15 protein-coding genes are annotated in these 18,312 nt (G+C 21.9%); 2 read left to right on the forward strand and 13 right to left on the reverse strand.

The annotated features are described in order from the left end of the window. Nucleotides 1-106 precede the first annotated feature (106 nt). The 13 genes from ACXX88_RS01890 to ACXX88_RS01950 all read right to left on the reverse strand — a co-directional run bounded on the left by ACXX88_RS01890 (nt 107) and on the right by ACXX88_RS01950 (nt 15,276). The gene (locus tag ACXX88_RS01890; RefSeq protein ID WP_458559417.1) at nt 107-1,678 is read right to left on the reverse strand and encodes a hypothetical protein; all 1,572 of its coding nucleotides are present in this window, start codon (nt 1,676-1,678) and stop codon (nt 107-109) included. Between the two features lie 136 nt (nt 1,679-1,814). Continuing rightward, nucleotides 1,815-3,665, reverse strand: coding sequence for a DUF2779 domain-containing protein (locus tag ACXX88_RS01895; protein WP_458559418.1), 1,851 nt, complete (start codon nt 3,663-3,665; stop codon nt 1,815-1,817). After that, nucleotides 3,665-4,489: an MAGa7180 family putative nuclease gene (locus tag ACXX88_RS01900; protein WP_458559419.1), complete on the reverse strand. Its 825-nt coding sequence runs from the start codon at nt 4,487-4,489 to the stop codon at nt 3,665-3,667. The genes ACXX88_RS01895 and ACXX88_RS01900 overlap by 1 nt, the downstream gene beginning before the upstream one ends. Before the next feature lie 6 nt (nt 4,490-4,495). Continuing rightward, entirely contained in the window at nt 4,496-6,403 is a 1,908-nt protein-coding gene (locus ACXX88_RS01905; protein ID WP_458559420.1) for a P68 family surface lipoprotein, read from the reverse strand. Nucleotides 6,404-6,471: 68 nt separating this feature from the next. Continuing rightward, entirely contained in the window at nt 6,472-7,281 is an 810-nt protein-coding gene (locus tag ACXX88_RS01910) for an ABC transporter permease subunit (RefSeq protein WP_458559421.1), read from the reverse strand. Beyond that, complete coding sequence (locus ACXX88_RS01915; RefSeq protein WP_458559422.1) at nt 7,274-8,227, reverse strand: sugar ABC transporter permease; 954 nt, start codon at nt 8,225-8,227, stop codon at nt 7,274-7,276. The genes ACXX88_RS01910 and ACXX88_RS01915 overlap by 8 nt, the downstream gene beginning before the upstream one ends. Continuing rightward, nucleotides 8,214-9,389 (reverse strand): ATP-binding cassette domain-containing protein, encoded by a 1,176-nt coding sequence (locus ACXX88_RS01920; RefSeq protein WP_458559423.1) that lies wholly within the window; start codon nt 9,387-9,389, stop codon nt 8,214-8,216. The genes ACXX88_RS01915 and ACXX88_RS01920 overlap by 14 nt, the downstream gene beginning before the upstream one ends. Before the next feature lie 68 nt (nt 9,390-9,457). Beyond that, on the reverse strand, nt 9,458-9,826 hold the full coding sequence (gene rplL, locus ACXX88_RS01925; protein WP_436358405.1) for a 50S ribosomal protein L7/L12: 369 nt from the start codon (nt 9,824-9,826) through the stop codon (nt 9,458-9,460). A gap of 1 nt (nt 9,827) precedes the next feature. Beyond that, nucleotides 9,828-10,337, reverse strand: a complete 510-nt coding sequence (gene rplJ / locus ACXX88_RS01930) for a 50S ribosomal protein L10 (RefSeq protein ID WP_436358406.1) — start codon at nt 10,335-10,337, stop codon at nt 9,828-9,830. A 143-nt stretch (nt 10,338-10,480) separates the two neighbouring features. After that, a complete protein-coding gene (locus ACXX88_RS01935) occupies nt 10,481-12,157 on the reverse strand; it encodes a hypothetical protein (RefSeq protein ID WP_458559424.1) in 1,677 nt (558 codons plus the stop codon). 131 nt (nt 12,158-12,288) lie between these two features. Continuing rightward, entirely contained in the window at nt 12,289-12,795 is a 507-nt protein-coding gene (locus ACXX88_RS01940; RefSeq protein WP_458559425.1) for a hypothetical protein, read from the reverse strand. Further along, nucleotides 12,767-13,477, reverse strand: a complete 711-nt coding sequence (locus ACXX88_RS01945) for an ABC transporter ATP-binding protein (RefSeq protein WP_458557674.1) — start codon at nt 13,475-13,477, stop codon at nt 12,767-12,769. The genes ACXX88_RS01940 and ACXX88_RS01945 overlap by 29 nt, the downstream gene beginning before the upstream one ends. Beyond that, nucleotides 13,477-15,276: a hypothetical protein gene (locus ACXX88_RS01950; RefSeq protein WP_458559426.1), complete on the reverse strand. Its 1,800-nt coding sequence runs from the start codon at nt 15,274-15,276 to the stop codon at nt 13,477-13,479. The genes ACXX88_RS01945 and ACXX88_RS01950 overlap by 1 nt, the downstream gene beginning before the upstream one ends. A gap of 253 nt (nt 15,277-15,529) precedes the next feature. Between ACXX88_RS01950 and ACXX88_RS01955 the strand changes: the two genes are divergently transcribed. Then, entirely contained in the window at nt 15,530-17,392 is a 1,863-nt protein-coding gene (locus tag ACXX88_RS01955) for an aromatic motif membrane protein (RefSeq protein WP_458559427.1), read from the forward strand. Beyond that, nucleotides 17,382-18,302 carry an aromatic motif membrane protein gene (locus tag ACXX88_RS01960; RefSeq protein WP_436358412.1) on the forward strand — a complete coding sequence of 307 codons (921 nt, stop codon included), beginning with the start codon at nt 17,382-17,384 and terminating at the stop codon, nt 18,300-18,302. The genes ACXX88_RS01955 and ACXX88_RS01960 overlap by 11 nt, the downstream gene beginning before the upstream one ends. Nucleotides 18,303-18,312 lie beyond the last annotated feature (10 nt).

Below are 18,312 nucleotides of genomic sequence, written 5' to 3' on the forward strand. Positions count from 1 at the left end.
AATCTCTTACTAAAAAGTAAGCAAGAGAAATTTACACAAAATATCTTACACTACCGCAAATTAATTTTAATAAATAAAATTCAAGTTCAAAAACTTGAATTATTTTTTACTTTGTTGTCGCTTCGTTGCTTTGTCCATATTGTCATTTATCTAAAGTTTGTCTATGGTTATCAATTCTTAGTTCAGCGAGTCTATAAGTTGTATTTCTATCTAGGTTTCTTAAAATAAATGCTGCTCCATCAGAAGTTGAACTAATGTTAAAAGTTCTTGTTTCTGTTTTGATAACTTTTCCATTAGAAATCTTCTCTAACTTAACAACCCCTTTATATTCACCATTAGTTTTAGGTTGTATGTCTTTAGTTTCTCAAAAGAAACTTAATAATAAACTATTACTAGAATCACTTGGTTTTAAAGCAAGATTTATTACCCTTAGTGGTTGTTTTTTGATGTAATATCAATCTCTAATATGAGCTAATGTTGTTTCGTTGTAAGTAAATGTTCTAAGAGTTTGATTTCCAAATTTCATTTTATTTACTAAATAATCCTCTTCGCCATTTCCTTGACCATCTATTGTTATCATATATTTATGAGCATTTTCATTTAATACTTCTGAAACAAAATCTGCTTGTACATTTCCATTTGAAGTTTCAAAAGTCACTTTATTAGCTTTGTTTCCTAAAGTTAAATTATTGAAAATTTCAAATCAAAATTTATATTTATTAGTTTGTGGTTCATATTCTTTTTGTCAATTTTTAGCAATTGACTCTAAACTTTGGAATGTTATAGATTTATTTAAAGAATTTGGAAGATTAATTATTAAATCATTATTTTGTGTTCCTAATTTTAAATTTGTTAAAGTGATTGTTCTTGGAATTTCATAATCAATAACAAATTCAATTTTTTGTGTACCTTGATCTTCAAATTTTGATCAAGTATTAAAATCTATCTTTTTAATTTTTGTTGTTACTTGCTCATCATTAGTTAATAAAAACAAATCTCTATTTTCATTGGTTTTTAAGTTTACAACATTAACATCTAAAGATAAAACAAACATGCTATTAGTTTTTTGAACTAAATTTGCTTTTTCTATATTAATAACAGTAATATCTTCAATTTTGTAAATTTTATTTAGTAAGGATTTTAATTCTTGCTCATACTTAACTTTTGCATCGTTATAATCAAAATCTTCTCCTTTTTGTTCTAAATCTTTAATTTCTTTATCTATCTTTGTTTTTAAATCAATTATAGATTGATATTTAGAATCTGTTTTTCATTTAGTTATATTTGATCAATCATTATTAAATTGATTAACAAAAGTTTTAAATTCTGAAAGTGATAATTTAGAATTTTTTGCATTTGAATTATCAGTATTATTAGAATTACTAATCTCTTTATCATTCTGTTGATTTACTGTTTCATTAATATTATTATGATTATTTCTATTAGTCATATTAGTTTTTTGATTTTCAGAAATTACTGTATTTCCTTTATTTTCGGTATTAGTGTTATTGTTTGCAGAACCATTTTCATTACTTTCTAAAGTACTGTTATTTATATTATATTTTTTATGTAATGTGGGTATTAAAATAGATGGTATTAAGATTGCACTTGTAGTCAATAATGCTGCTAATGAAATTAGAGAAATTTTCTTTTTACTAATCTTGATTTTCTTTTTCATAAAATCTCCTTTAGTTAGTTTTATATATTTTTCATTTTACTATTATTTTGGCAAGTATACAAATAAATTTTTAGTATATCAAAAAAATTAAATTTACTAAAATTGAAGAAAAAAACTCAAAGAAGCATTTTTTTAACTATTTTTTGCTTTTTTGAGTTTTTTCTTTGATTAAAAAATTTATAAAATCTTTTACCATTATCATTGCCATTACGTCGTTTTCACAATATTTTTTTAAATCTTTTTTAATTTCTTGCCATTCTTTATCTCCGATGAAACCAATGTAACGAGCTATAGCTTTGTTCATGGCACTTAATCCGTTTTGAATTTCTAGTTCTACATAAGGAGTTATTAAATGCTCTAATTTAATATTGTGTTTTGTTATATATTTTTCTATCTTTTTAATACTATAAAAACCTTTTAACTCTGGAATAAAAATAAAAGGCAGGTTTTTTCTTGTTTCTGAATAACCGCTAAAAAAGTCTGCTAAATCAATAGTGTTTTTGACAATATGAGCAAAATAATTACTTAATTTTTGATGCATTTGTAAATCTTCTTTTTCTATTAGTTTTAGCATTTCTTTAATTCTGGTTAATTCATAACCTTTATTAAAAACAACAAAATAATCAGCTTTATTAGAATATATTTTAGTAATAATTTCTTCAAAAGTTTTAATTGTTAATTTTTGTGGATCATAAACAACATTTTCATTTTCAAAATTATTAGAAATAATTTTATTACCTAATGTTTCTTTGATAGAAAGTTGAAAAACTAATTGCTGATATGGTAAAACTCCATTCATAGGTGGATAAGGTAAAGAAAATCCTTCAAAGTCATATCATACAATTCTTTTATTTTTATCATTTAAAATATCAATTATATTTTCTAATTCTGCAGATTTAAAAATTTTAATATCTTGTGAATTTATTTGAGAATAAAGGAAATTATCGTTTAATTGAGTTTTTATACTTGCTATATTTTTATTTTCAATTAAAGAAATAATTTTTTCTTTTTTTAAAATATTACCGCTATAACCAAATATAGTTGGTTCTTTTAAAGACAAAATATCATTAAAATCTGAATTTGTACCAAAAAGCGAATTATCTTCAATTGTTAAATTATCAAAATCATTAATAGACTTAGATTCATTTATATTTTCAATAATTTCTTCAATAGTTTCAAAATCATAATATTCATTCTTTTTTGAATTTATAGGTAATGTTCTTGAAGAAATCATTGCATAAATATTATTTTCAGGAACAAATTCTCCTTTTATCATAGAATCATATTCTTGGGGAGTTAATCCTTGCTGATATATAATTGTTTTATAAAAAAACAAATCATTATTTAATTCTTTTTCCATTGATTTAGACAAACTTTTTTTGGTTTTGTTTATATTTAAATAAAATACTTCAGAAAAATCTTTTTCATTTTTTTTGCTTTCTTCACTTAAATTTAACAAAAACAAAGAAATATTTTCAAGTTTAACAATTTTGTTTGTTATTCAAAAGTCTCAAAAAGGACGCAGAATATCTTTTCTTTTGGTAGATGTAGAAAGTTTTAAAATAGAAATTTTTTTATTTTTTAAATTAATTAATGTTGGTTTTGCAATTGCATTTTCATATTTAAAAACTGGATATAAAATTACTTTATATTTGTTATTTTTTAATATGTTTTCTGTTTCAATTATTGCTTCTTCATTGTTTTTTGATTTAACTACATAAACATTATTTATTCCGTATTTTTGCTGTATAAAATTTTCAAATTCTCTTTCTAATGAAGTAAAAACAGATGCTCTGGTAGAAACATAATTTAAATTTTCTTCATTAAGTAATTCACTAAAATTAACAGCATCTCAAAATTTTTCTGATTGTTCTTCTTCATCAATATCAAAGTCATTTTTTTGAGTATCAATTTTATTTCAAATAAAATATTTTTGACAAGTTTTGTATTTATAAAAATGATTAAAAGTTATAAAATCTTTTTCCACTATTTTACTTTAATTTTCCCTTGTAAAGTTCACTTATCTATTAATTTTATCCATTCTTCTTCATTTCTACATTCAAGATATTCTAATAACTCTCCGTCAATTCTTTCATTGTATTGTGGTGAATATCCTTTGGTTGTATAAAAATTATATCATTCTTTTATTTTAGCAATGTCGTCTTCAATTTGTGGTACATTTGTTTTGTATTTATAAGTGCTTATTTTTCTTTTTTCAATTGGATAATTTTTTGGATCTAAATAATCTTCTTGTTCTAAAAATGTCGCTACTATTGCAAAGGTATCACAACCCATTAAATAAGAATAAAGTTGTGCTTGTTTTAAATAGGCAGAAGGTAAATCACCTTTTTCTCATTTATCAAAATTTTTACTTTGAGTTGTTTTAATTTCTAGAATCATATTTAAATCTTTGATGTATCCATCAGGAATTCCGCCAATAATATCGTCTTTGCCTTTAAAATAGTCATATGAATATTTTTCAGGTGGGAAAACTTCCACTTCTTTTTGTGTCATTTTTCTTATAACATCAATAACTTTAGGTTCGATTGCTACTCCAGCATCTATATATTTAGTATCTAAAATAGGCATATCTAATTTAGACATTCTTATAAAAGCTAAAAATTGAGATTTAAATTGATCAAGTTCTAAAACATCTCCGATTGATGAACCACCTATTTTTTTAAATCCGTTTCAAGTTCCTTTGTTTTTTAAAAGTTGTTCGTGAAAACTTTTTTCTAAAATTACCTTTTTATTAATTTTATCTATAAAATAATGTACTTCATTATAATATTTTCTGTCTTTTGAATTCATTCTTTCCTATTCTTTTGATCTTATTATTTCTAAAATTTTATTTAATGCTGCTTCTCCAGAAATTTTAGTTGCATTTTCTTTTAAAGTAGAATTTAAAAGCATTGTTTGAATTTCTTTAATAATTTTTGAAGATTTTTGATCTATTGGTAAAAAAACGTTGTCTTCTTGGTTTTTATCTACGAAGTTTTTTAAACTTTCGTATGAAATTTTAGCTGCTTTTACGTAATTTATTTCTGTTTCTATTTTTGCGTTTTCTTTACGTAAATTTTCAATTTCTTTTTCTTCTTCTGGTGTTTTAGATGTTTTTTTGCTTAGAGTATCTATTTTTGTTCCGTTTTCATGACTTTGTGTTGATAAAGATTCAATTTGGTGATCGTATCAATTTGCAGATTCTGTATTTAATTTTTCTTTTAATGGAATAATGTAAGATGATTTTTGTGAAATTAAATCACTTACTTTAATCTTTTTACCACGATAATCAACTTCTCCGGAATATAATCATTTTAAAAATAATTTTGTTGCTTTATCTTCTTTTCCGCCATTATCAACAGAAATAGGAATTAAACTTGAACCTCCTTCAAAGTAAGATGAGTAATTATCACTTGGTAAATTTTTTGTAACTTGTGGTCTTAATCAAACATCTAAATCACTTGTAAATTTATCTGATATGTCTTTATTATTTTTTGCAAAAAATGCTCTACTTGTAGGACTATCTATAGATTGTTCATAACCAACAGCTGCTGCAAAAGCAAAAACTGTTTTGTATTCTCTTATGTCTCAAGAAGCTCATTCGTTTTTATTGTTTTCATATTTTACATCATAAAATACAGGTTTTTTTGTTGTAGTGTTTGCTTTATTTATTTCTAATTTGCTGTTTTTTTGCACAAATTCATCAAATGTTTCTTTAAAAATTCTTTGAATTTCTGTGTCGTTAGCAATTGCATAATCTATTTCTGATAAATCATAAGGATTTTTAGATTCTTTTAAAGTTCAAAGCTTTTTACCTTTGAGTTTATTATTTAATACTTTAAAAAATGTGTCTTCTTGATAGTCAATAGAAAATATTGCTAAATCTCTTATATCTTTACCAAATTTAGTAGCCTTATCTTGGTCAATTTCAAAGGAATTATGCACTAATCTAGCAAATTCAAAAATTTTAGTAATATTGTTAAATGTTTCATCATTAACTACAATATTGCTGATATTATTATTTGCTTTTACCTTTATGAAATTTATTATTGAATCTTCTGGAATATTTCTTCCATTTCCTTTATTTTGTTGAATGTATTTATAAACTTCACTATTTTTATCTATTTGTGCATTGTTTTGTTCTAACAATTCAAAAATTTTACCAAGTAAATCTATGTTAATTGAAAAAGCATCTATATCACTTAAATCAAAAGGTAAATTAAAGATTTTTGTATCATCCTTAATGTTTTCTCCGACTAATTTTGTATGTGTTTTTAAAATTTTACTAATAAAAGATGAATTAGGTAAAATATCTTTTGTTTCTAATAATTTACCATATTGATTAACTAAAAATGCTCCACTTTGGTTTCCTAATATTAAGTTAGCTAATTTTTCACTATCTTCTTTAATATATTTTGCCTCATTAGCTGCTAATTCAAGTTCGCTATTTGCACCACTTTTATCTGATAACTGTAGTTCTATAGGAAGAAAGTCAGGATTATCTTTCATAACTTTATTGTATAAAGGAACTAGTTCTTGCATCGCAATCATTAAAGGATAAACTTTGCTTTGAGCTGTTGCAAAAACTATTTTATTATCTTGTGCCTTTTTAGTTTCATATTTTTTTTCAATTGTTGTTTGATTTTGATTATTACAACTTGCAAGTGAAATCACACTTGCTAGTGTTGTAATTGAAAAAAAACTTTTTAATATTTTTTTATTCATTGTTCTCCTAAAAAATAATTTTATAATATTTTAATTTTAATACTTTTTTAAAATAAAAGGTGAAAAAATTAAAATTTGATAATTTTTTGAGAAAAAATAAAATAAATTCCTAAAGGTAATAATATAACAACCAAAGAACCGGCTGCTTGAATGTTTAAAAAATATCCCCCAGAAGGTGTTTCGCCTATTTGTCTAAATCAAATACCAACAGTTTTAGAATCTGTGCTAGATAATAAAAAATTTGGTCAAAGATAATCATTTCACGATGAAATAAAACTAAAAATAATTAATAATATATAATAATTTCTCATTTCTTTTCAATAAACTAAATAGATTTTTTGAAATATATTTAAATTATCTAATTTAATAACTTTTCAATATTGATTTTTTGTTTTTTCAAAATTAATTAATAGATTATAAATAAAAAAATAAGAAAATATAGAATTAGAAACAATTGAAAAAACTGATAAATTATTTATTATATGAAAATTGGATAATATTTCTCTTAATGAAAGATAAATAGAAAATTCTGGAATAAAAGAAAAAAACATAATAAAAAGTAAAATTGCTTTTTTTATTTTTTGATTAATTTTAGATAAACCAACTATAAATAATGTATAAAAAACCACTCTTAAACATATAAGCAGTAAAGAACTTGACATTGATAAAAAAACTGCTTTTCAAAATATTGAATTTTTGAAAAAATTAAAATTCGATCATTCAAACTCTTTTAAAATTAATGAATAATTATTATTAGAAGTGGAATAATTACTTTTTAATGAAGTGATTAATAATATATATAAAGGAAATAAAATTAATAATAAAATAAATAACAAGATTAAAATTTTAATAATTTCTTTGGTAATTTTTTTAATCATATTTTTCTCCTTTTTTGATTTTTATAAAGAAAAAACGCACTAAAAAGAAAAATATGTAAGTGATTAAAAATAAAAATAATAAATAAAATAGAGATAAAATACTTGCAGCATATGCCTTATTAATGTCTATTTCCAAAGTTCCATTTATTGGTTGAATTAAGCTCAAAACATAACTAGATAATGTATGAGCTTGTAGTTCTTCTATTTTATCTTCTTCCATAATTGCTCCTGGATATAAAAGAGCAGAAAAAACTAAATTTGTATATATAATAATTAATAAGTGTTTTTGAAATTCTTTGAAATATAAATATTTCATTTTATCTCAAAAATTTAAATTATCTAAAATCATAACTTTATGATATTTTTTATTTATTGAAATAAAAATAAAAGTAAATATAACTATGTTAAAGGATAGTGATCTTCAAACTTGAAAAATAAAAAGATATAATTTTATATTTAATTTATTATTTCCATGAGTAAAACTAGCATTAGAATTAAATATTTTAAAAAATAAATTCTGTTCTCCAAAAAGCAATAAAAAAGCAATTCCAACAGCAAAATAAGAAATAAAAAATTGTGAATAAATAAGTTTTAAAAATAGATTTTGTGTTTTTTTCATTGAAATTGTGCTCAACATATAAGCAATAAAAATCGATAAAAATAAGGATATAAATGTAGGGATAAAAAATAAAAAAGTCGAGTTTTCAATAGCAATTTTAAAATTAAAATCATTTATTACATTATTAAAATTATTGAGTCCATAAATAAATATTGTTTTTTTTGTAGAACTTGGAAAAACAATAAATGATTCATAAGTTGATTTTATAATTGGATAAATATAAAATAAAAACAGCAAAATAAGTAAAGGTAAAATTAATAAAAATATTTTTGTTATTTTTACTGTTTTTTCCTTTATTTTTGTAATTTCTATGTTATTCTTTTTCATTTAAAAACTCCAAAATTTTTTCATAATTAATATCAACTGTAACAAAATCATTTATTTCTAATGACTCATCAATTGAAATAGAAGTTAAAACATTATTTTCACTTGCCACTTTATAAATAATAAAGTTTCCAACTATCTGTTTATCAATGATTTTAAATTCTGATTTTTCTTGACTTTTAGTAATTACTACATCTTTTGCCCTTACATAAAAAGAAATTTGTTCTGTTTTTCTTAATAAATTAAGTTTTGGATAATTAAAAAAATCTGCTACGAAATAATTATTAGGTTTATTTAATATATTTTCTGTTAAGTCAAATTGCTCTATTTTTCCGTTATTTAGAACTAAAATATAATCACTTATTTTGAGTGCATCTGCTTGATCATGGGTTATTAAAATTATTGATAAATCAAATTCTTGTTTTAATTTAATAACTCATTCTAAAGTTTTTTCTTTAATTTTAATATCTAAAGCTGAAAAAGGTTCATCTAGTAACAAAAGTTTATTATTTTTAATTAATGCTTTCGTAATCGCTACTCTTTGTTTTTGTCCACCTGAAAGTTTGCTTGCTTCTTGTTTTATTAAATTATTAATTTCAAGTTTTTCTGCAATAATTTTTAGATCTTTTTTAAAAGATTTTTTTATAAAAAATAGAAAATTTCATATTTTTTTTGTTTGCTTTTTATCATATTTTAAAGTTAAAAATAAAAGTTTTCATCATAGGGATAAAAATAATCATTTTTCCTTTTTAAAAAAACTGTTTTCTGTATATTTCTTTATTTTTTTAGCTAATTTGTTTTTAATTTGTTGATTACTATGCTTCAAAAAATCTTCTATAAATTGAAGTCTTTTTTCTTTTTTTCAGTTTAATGAATTTTTAGCACTTAAATAAATGTTGTGAAAAACAGATAAATGCTCATATAAAACATTTTCTTGTAAAATATATCCTATTTGTTCTAATTTTAAATTATTTAAAAATTTAATATTTCCACTAAATTGTTTTTCTAATTGTGATAGCAAATTTAATAAAGTTGTTTTACCAGCACCAGAAGGTCCTACTATAGAAATGATTTTCTTTTCTGGAATAGATAAAGATTCTATTTGTAAAATGTTTTTATTTTCTTTTTTATAAAGTAAATTTTCTATTTCTATAATATTTTTCATATTTTAATTTTATCAAAAAAATTCCCAAGTTTATGCTCAGGAATTTTTCTTTTTTTAAATTATTGTTATTATCCTAATGAAACTTCAGCACCAGCAGCTTCTAATTTAGCTTTGATGTCTTCTGCTTCAGCAACTTTAACGTTTTCTTTTAGAACTACAGGAATAGAATCTACTAATTTTTTAGCTTCCATTAATCCTAATCCTAAAACTTCTTTAACTACTTTAATAACATTAACTTTTTGTCCACCATCACCTTTTAATGTAATGTTTACTTCTGATTTTGCTTCAGCAGCTTCAGCAGCTGGAGCAGCAGCTACAGCAACAGCAGATGGATCAATTCCGAATTCTTCTTTCATTGCATCTACTAATTCCATAACTTCTTTAATATTCATTTCTTTTAAAGCTTCAATAAAAGCTTCTTTTGTTAATTTTGCCATTTTATTTTTCTCCTTCTGATACTAATTTATTTTCATCGACTAACATTTTTAGTCCAACTGATAATTGTCTTAATGAACCCATCAATGATGAAGCAAGCATTGTAAGAGCTTCTTCGTAACTTGGTAATGAAGCAACTTTTTGAACTTCAGCTGCATCAATAACTTGATTTTCGTAAATTCCACCTTTTAAAACAACTTCTGGGTGTTTTTTGCTAAATTTAGAAATTATTTTTGCTGGTGCAATAGCGTCATCTCCACCAAATGCGAAAACATTTGGACCTACTAAAGTTGACTCTAATTCTGAATAACCTAAATCATTAGATGCAATTTTGAAAAGTCTATTTTTATAAACTTTAATTTTAACACCTGCTGATTTTAATTCTTTTCTTAATTCTTCAAAATCTGAAACATGTAATCCACGATATTCAGCAATAACTAATGAAGAAGAATTTTGAATGTTATTTTTAACTTCAGCAACAATATTTTCTTTTTCTTGTCTAAAAGAATTCATTGAACCTCCTTATTAATGTAATGCAAATTTATAGAGGAAAATATATTCAAATAACAAATTAAGTATTTTCATACAGTTATTATCTCCATATATTGCTTTTAAATTATAGCACAAAATCGTTTTTTGTTAGATTAATTTTAGAACTAAATGTAAACAATTTCTACAGTATAACTATTGTGATTATCTACTTCTCTTGGATTGTATTCAAAAGATATTTGTAATTTTACTTGTTCATTTACTTTTTCTATGGATTTAATGGTTAAATTGGTTATTAACGAATTGGTAGATGTTGTTAAAACAAAATCTTCTTTTTGAAGTTTGCTTTTATCTTTATTTTTAGATTCTTCTTTTAAAGTAGCAAAAATATTTTTTGTTGCTATTTTTTGAACTATTGATTCAAATTTAGTTGTAAATTCCTTTTCATCGTTTCAAATTAAGTCTTCTTTGTTTGAAAGTAAATCAACAAATCCAATTAAATCTTCAAAATTATTTTTGTTGTTTTTCAATCCAAAAAGTGCACTTGTTGAATAGTCGGTTGCAAACCACTTATCAAACGACAATCCCTTTTCTTCATTAGCGTGATGAGTGGTTAATTCTTCAGAAGAAATTTGGGATTCTAAAATATCAAAATTCTGTATTTTTGCCGTATTTAGTGTTCTTTTTACTTTTTGGTCATAATCATAATAAGATATTTCTTTTGCGTTTTTTAGTGCTTTTTGAAGTTCATTAGAAGTTTTATTCACTCCTGGATGTCCTTTATAAAAAATATTATATTGAGAATTCAATTTAGCAATAATAGTCATAACATAATCAAAATCTTCATCATAACCACTACCTAAAATTATTAAACTTGGTTTATTGAATTTTGATTTTAATTCATTAACTTTATCTCTTTCTTTTTCTCAATCAAGACCAGTAATTTTAGATCAAAACGAACTAAATCTTTTATTTTCTTTAGTTCTTGTAGTAAAGATTAAGTCTTTTAAATTATTGTTATTTTCAAAAAATGGTAAGTGATTTTTGAAATTTAAAATTGAATATTTATTAGACACAATCTTGTCAGATCAATAAATTTTTAAGTTGTTCATTTCAGCAGATCTAAAGTACTGAGTTAGTCTATCATAACTTCCTAAATTTGTTCTTCATTCATTTTTTGAAAAATCATAGTATTTAGATTTAAATTCTTCTTGCGAATAAAAATGTTCAATGTGATATTCACCTAACACATTAGAATCCTCAATAGCTTGAAGTTTAACATTTTTAAGGTTTTTAATTTTCTCAAAATAACTTCCTGCTGAAGCAATATGATCTGAATTGAATCAAACATTAACTTTTTTTGTTGGATTTAAATAAGCTTGATAATAAGCTTGCTCAAAAAACTTATTTTCTTCTCCTTTTACTTCAATGACTTTTGAGTCTTCTAAATAAATTTCATCAGCGTTTCTTTCGTTTTGTAAAAATTTTCGCAATTCATTTGTATTTAATTGCTGCTGAATTTCTACATTATTTTTGGAATGATAAAAAATAATTGATTTTTTAGATAACATTGCCATTCTTATTAAGTTATAAAAGGTTTGCACTCCATAAGATGAATAATAAATATTAATATCAGCACTATCTTGTTCATCTAAAATATTGGTATATTTTTCAGTTTCCTTAAATTCAACTCTTGAAAATTCATCATTAGTTATTTTATTTTCAATTCTATGATGATATTTAGTTGCAAAATATGTTACTAAACTTGAGATAGAAATAGCGGATGAAATACCTAAAATACTAAAAATTATTAATTTATTTTTTCTTGATAACTTCTTTTTCATTGCTATTTCATTATATATATATATATATATATGAAATCCAAGAAAATTATTAAAAAATGAATTTTTTCATAAAAAAATAAACAATTTTTAAGTTTTTGAAAAATAAAAACAGGAATTAATTCCTGTTATAACTAGTTTTTAAAATAAATTATTATTTTTAAAGTGCCTTTATCATCATAATGATTTATGTGTTTAACTTGTAAATTAATTTTTCAAGCTAAAGCTTTTACTTTTTCAGTATTTTTACTTTCAAATTTAATTGTTATTTTATTTTCTTGATCTAAAAAATAAGCTGTATTTGAAGTGATAATATAGTTTTGAGTTATTAATTCTTTAAAAATTTCTAAATCATTTTTATTTTCTGCTTTTAAAGTATTAATAAAATCTAATATCTCTTTTATTTTTTGATTTAGATTTTTTATAGAAATATTGAATTTTTCAAAATCTTCACTTTTGTAGTAACTTCAAGAATAAAATTTTTTATAAACAAAATTTTCTCCTTCTTTGAAATTAATTTCTGTTTCTTGTTCTGAAATATTATCTGTTTTTTGATTGCAACTTGCAACAAAAATAATAGGACTTGTAATGATAAATGAAGTTGAAAACAACTTAATTTTCTTTATTAATGACTTTTTCATAAAAAATATCTTCTAAACTTTTTTCTTTTAGTCCATGATAATAAATTTTTCCTTCATGGATTAAAGTAACATAAGTAGTAAATTCATCTATTTCTTTTAAAATATGTGAACTAATAAAAATTGTTTTTCCTTCTTGATTTAATTCTTTTAATATAGAAAATAATTCAAAACGAGCGGAAGGATCTAAATTTGCTGCAGGCTCATCTAAAATGAGTAATTCTGGTTCGTTTATAAGTGCTTGAATTAAAAGGATTTTCTTTTTTTGTCCTGAAGAAAAATCGTAAGGTTTTTTATTTTTCAAATCTTCGATTTTAAATTTTTGCAAAAATAAATCTATTCTCTTTTGTGCTGTATTTTTAGGGATTTTAGACAATTGGGCTAAGTAAAATAAATATTCATAAGTTGTCAATCCTTTTGGAAATAAAGCGTTTTCAGGAACATAACCTATCTTGGATTTAGCTTCTTCTTTGGTATTTATTATATTATCAATTAAGATTTCTCCTGTATATCCACTAAAAGCATCTATAATGCTTTTTATAGTTGTTGTTTTTCCTGCACCGTTTTCCCCTATAAATGCATGAAAACTACCTTTTTCAACGCTAAATGTTATGCTATTAACACCAGAATTGGTTTTATTATAAATTTTTGTTAAATTTTTTATTTCTAAAATATTATTATTCATTATTTATAATCCTTTCTTTTATACACTACATAACTTGAAAAAGCAAGAATAGTTACAACTAAAGATCATATTACTAAATTAATATTTTTATTATAAACAATTCTATTTGTTGCTTTGTATGAATATACTTCATCAACAGGTTGAAATAAGAAATTATTACTTTCTTCTAAACTAAAACGATAAATGATTTTATCATTTTTTATTTGTTGAATAGGACTGTAAGTAGAATATCCACCAATAAAATATTTCTTATTATCAAAAGAAATTTCAAATTTGTCAGGATTATAATATTTTTTGCCATCATTTTCTTTTTCAAGTAAAGTTAAAATAACTTTATTGAATTCAGGATGAAAGTAAGCATAATAAAGTAGTGAAGTGATAAAATAAATTTTCTTTTCAGTTAAATTTTTAATTTTATTTGTGTCAATAATCTCTTTTAATAATTCTGTATTATTATCAATAACTTTTGAAAAATTATCATCGTTAGTGTTATTAATATTACTTGAAAGTATATTTTCGAAGTATTTTAAAAGATCATTTTTATTATAATTTTTAACTTTTATAAAGGTTTTATAGGCATATTTGTCAAAAATAGCAGATTTTAAAACTTCTTCAATTATTTCTCATTTTAGTTTTCCAACTAAATCTTCAGGAACTGCAACTATCTTATCATCTTCAGGAAATGAGACTTCAAAATTGGAAGCATTTTCTCTTGAATAAATTATTTCTCTATTTTTTACATTCTCAAAATGAGAACTATTTTTTAATGCACCAGGAACTAAATAAGAATATTTTGTTTCTAATAAACTATCATCATCTTGTATAGCAACTTTTAATAAGTTGTTATTATTTAATTCTAACTTGTAATTGTATTCTCCAGAATCTAAATTTTTATAATTTAAATAATTTTCTAAATTATTAATTTGACTCTTAGAAACATAAGAAAGAGCATCTTTATCTTTATTATTATAAATATCAAGAAATTGATAAGGTAGTGAAAGTAATGAGTATGCTTGTCATAAAGTTGATGAATTTTTAGATTTTTGCTTTGCTAATTCTAAAAATTCTTTTTCTCTTTGTGAAAAACTTTTATTATCCACATTTTTAGGAATTATGTATAACTCATCTTTATTATTGTTTAAATAAAATTTTTCAACATCAAGCAACTTTCCAGAATCATAATTTGGGTAATTAATATTTAAATATTCTCCAAATTTGTTTTCACTAGAAGTTGAAAATATAGAAATTATACTCCCTAAAGTTGTAAAAGGCATAAAGAATAATAAAGGAAATGCTATTGATATTTTTGATGAAAATCTAGATGAAATTAAAATAGATATCAATCCAAAAAATAGATAAATAAAAAGAGGACTTAAGAAAATTCATAAAAAAGGTATATTTAAACTATTAATGAAATTTAAATTTAAAAACAGAGTTGTAGATAAAATTCAATAAGAAACAAAGGATCATAACATTGATCAAAAAGCAAAGTTTATAAGTTTAGTAAAAACTATTTTATGTCTTGTAATGCTTTTTGAAAAAACAATTATTTCTATTCCTTCGCTTTGTAAATCTTTAAAAATATTTAGTCCTTTTATAGAACCATAAAGACTAGATAAAATCCCATTAATTAAAATATTGATATAAAAAATAATCAAAAAGTTCTCTATACTTTTAGCAAGAGTGAAATTTAAAATTAAAGTTAATATAATCATTAATAAATTAATTACAGGAATAATAATTGTGCTTTTTTTCTTTAAAAGTAATTTATTTATAAATAAAAAGTAATTTTTATTCATATTTCTTTCTACACAACAACTGAATAACTCATAAAATTATACAATTTAATTGATTATTTTCTAAAAAATAGTATAATTTTTTAGTATAAATAATTAAATAATAATAAATAAACACATTAACAACAACTTAGAATAACTATTATTTATACAGCGGATTGAAATTATTCCTTAGGGAATTTTTTTATTGCTTTTTTATAAATAAGTTATAATTATTAATAGTTATTCTAAGTTTATAAGTAGAAAGATAATAAAAATGAAAAATAAAAAAGTAAGATTATTTCTACCTTTTTTAGTTTTATTTTCCCCCTTTTATTCTTTTGTTTCATGTAATGAAGCAAAAACTAATTTTCGCAATGAAGCAAATGCACAAAATAAAAAAAATTTTTATTCTAATCCAGAAATTGATCTTTTATTAAAAGATATTTTTGAAAATAATTTAGAAAAAATAAATAATTACATTCTTGAACAAGAAAACATAAGTGATAAAAAATTAGAAGATTTAAAATTTTCTTTATTTGTTTATAATCCACTTAGATCTAATCAAGCTCAAGGTGGTAATTCTAATGAAGCAGTTGTCAAAATAGGAAAATCCATTTTAGAAGAAAATTTAAACAACAATTGATATTGAATTTTAAAAAATTTGGATTTTTTAGAATTTTTACATTATCCTTACGATGTTAATAGATTTAGTTCTAATTTCTATTCACAAAAAGAAGATGAATATTTTAAAACTGATTCTTTAAATTTTTTAAATTTAAAAGGAAAATCCATTAATTTTTTTATAAAAATACATAAAAAATTAGAAGATCATATTCTAGCATCCAAAGATATTTTTTATATTGTTATTGACAAAAATAAAGTTATAAGATTGCAAAAATTTGTTGATAAAAATAACATATCTAAATTTAGACTAGATAGTCAAATATACGAGATAAATAAAGAAAATACGACAAAAGAAGATATTGAATTGTTTGCAAATAAATTTGAAAATAAACAAGAAGAAATTATCAAAGAAAAAATAAAAAAAGATAAAAAAGATTTTGACGAAGATTTAGAATATGAACTTGAAGATGAAGAAGATGTAACTGAAGAAGAAAAAAACCAAAGAAAGCTTGAAGGTTACAAACAAATTGAAGATAAATATTCTAATTTAAATAACTTAAATATTTCAAATTCTACTACTTTTTTAAATTTAGATTTTTTAGTTTTTAAAGAGCTTGAAAAGGAATTTTCTTTAAAAAAATATTTATTAAAAAATATAAATTCTTCTTTTATTAACAACAAAAAAGAAGATGATGACAATCAAGAGAAAAATGATAAATTTTATATTGATAATGATTTTAAAAAATTCATTAATCCTTCTTTAGATATTATTGATAAAGGAAAAACTATTGAAGAAAAAAATACAGATAATATTTTATCTTTAATTCTAAATATTCAATTTAATAAAGATGAAGATATGATAAATAAATTTATTAAAAATCAACAAGAAAAAGAAAAACAAATAGAAGAAGGATTCAAAAACTTTGCTAAAGAAATAAAAAAATCTTCTTCTTTTGATTTTAAAAAAAATCCTATTTATTTACAATATAAAAATTTCTTGTCTCAAAATTGATATTTTGTTTTAAAAAATTTAACTAAATTTAAAGCTGTATTTAGCAATTGATTTACTCTACCAATAACTAATAAAGTAGATAAAAATGGTAATAAATTATCTCCATCAAAAGAATATTTAGAAAGTTTAGAAGATTTAGATAGCTATAGTGACTCTTACTTTTCTAATAATTTATTAAATGAAATTAAAGAAGGGGATACTACTGCATTAAGTAATTCTTATAAAGATTTATATATCAAAAGAAATAATCAAATTTTCAATATTAAAATAAGTTTAAAAGATAGTGGAACAACACTAGAATTTAACCCTTTTATTTTCTATTTTGCCAATTCTAAAACAGATAATATATCGATAAATGCTATCACAACTATTTTTCATAATGCTATTTATCATGATAGTTTTCAACATTATCAAGCTTTTGAAAATGATTTAATTAAAAAGTTTAGATATGGACAACCTGCAGAAATGTTAATTATATGAAAGGATCTAAATGAAAATTAAAAAAATATTTCCTTTTTTAACCGTTTTTCCTTTATTTTTGTCTTCTTGTAATTTAAATAATAATAGTCAACAAAATCAAATTAATCAACTAAAAATACAGGAAAATGAAAAAGAAGATAAAGAATGAAATGAATTTATAAATTCTGACTTTATTACAAATATTCTAAATGTTACATTCGATTCTGAAGATAAAAAGAATCAATTTATAAAGGAACAAAAGGAATTAGATATTAAAACAACATTTTTAGATATTAAAAATTGATTATATTATTATACAACTATTCAAAATAATACTGATGATGGATTTATTTCAAAAAAAGCATTGCCTTATAGTCAATCTCTTGCTAAAATAAAAGAATTAACTAGTAAAAATTGGTTGTTTTTCCTATTTAATCTAAATAAAATAGTTTTTATTCAACTGGCTGATACAACTAATTTGTTTGCTGGTACTAAAGAAGAACAAACAGAAAAATCTAGAGAAAACTTACTAACTAATCCTTTATTTTATATATCAAAAGATAATAAAATTTTAGACTTTGCTATTTTAAAAACTCAAGATAACTTAAATTTAACAAAAGAAGAGTTAGAAGAAGAAGGTGAAGATTATCAACAAGATTTCAAATTTTATTTTGTAAACTATGATGGATTGCTTTTTGAAATGGAATTAACCAAAGAATTTGATGAAAACAAAAATAATACATCTAACAAAATGAATTTTATTTTATGAGCAGATAAAATTAAAAAATGAAATGTGGAAAATAATAAATCTAATTTTGATATTCAAAAATATGTAAAAGAAAAAGAGTCAAGAGGTTTAAACTCTAATTCTTCAGCAATTTCTCTAGAAATTTTTCTAGATAATTTAGGCGGAAAACCCATAAGATATACATTTGCTGATTTAAAATTATAAAAATAGATAG

Source organism: Mycoplasma sp. 5370 (assembly GCF_054343435.1).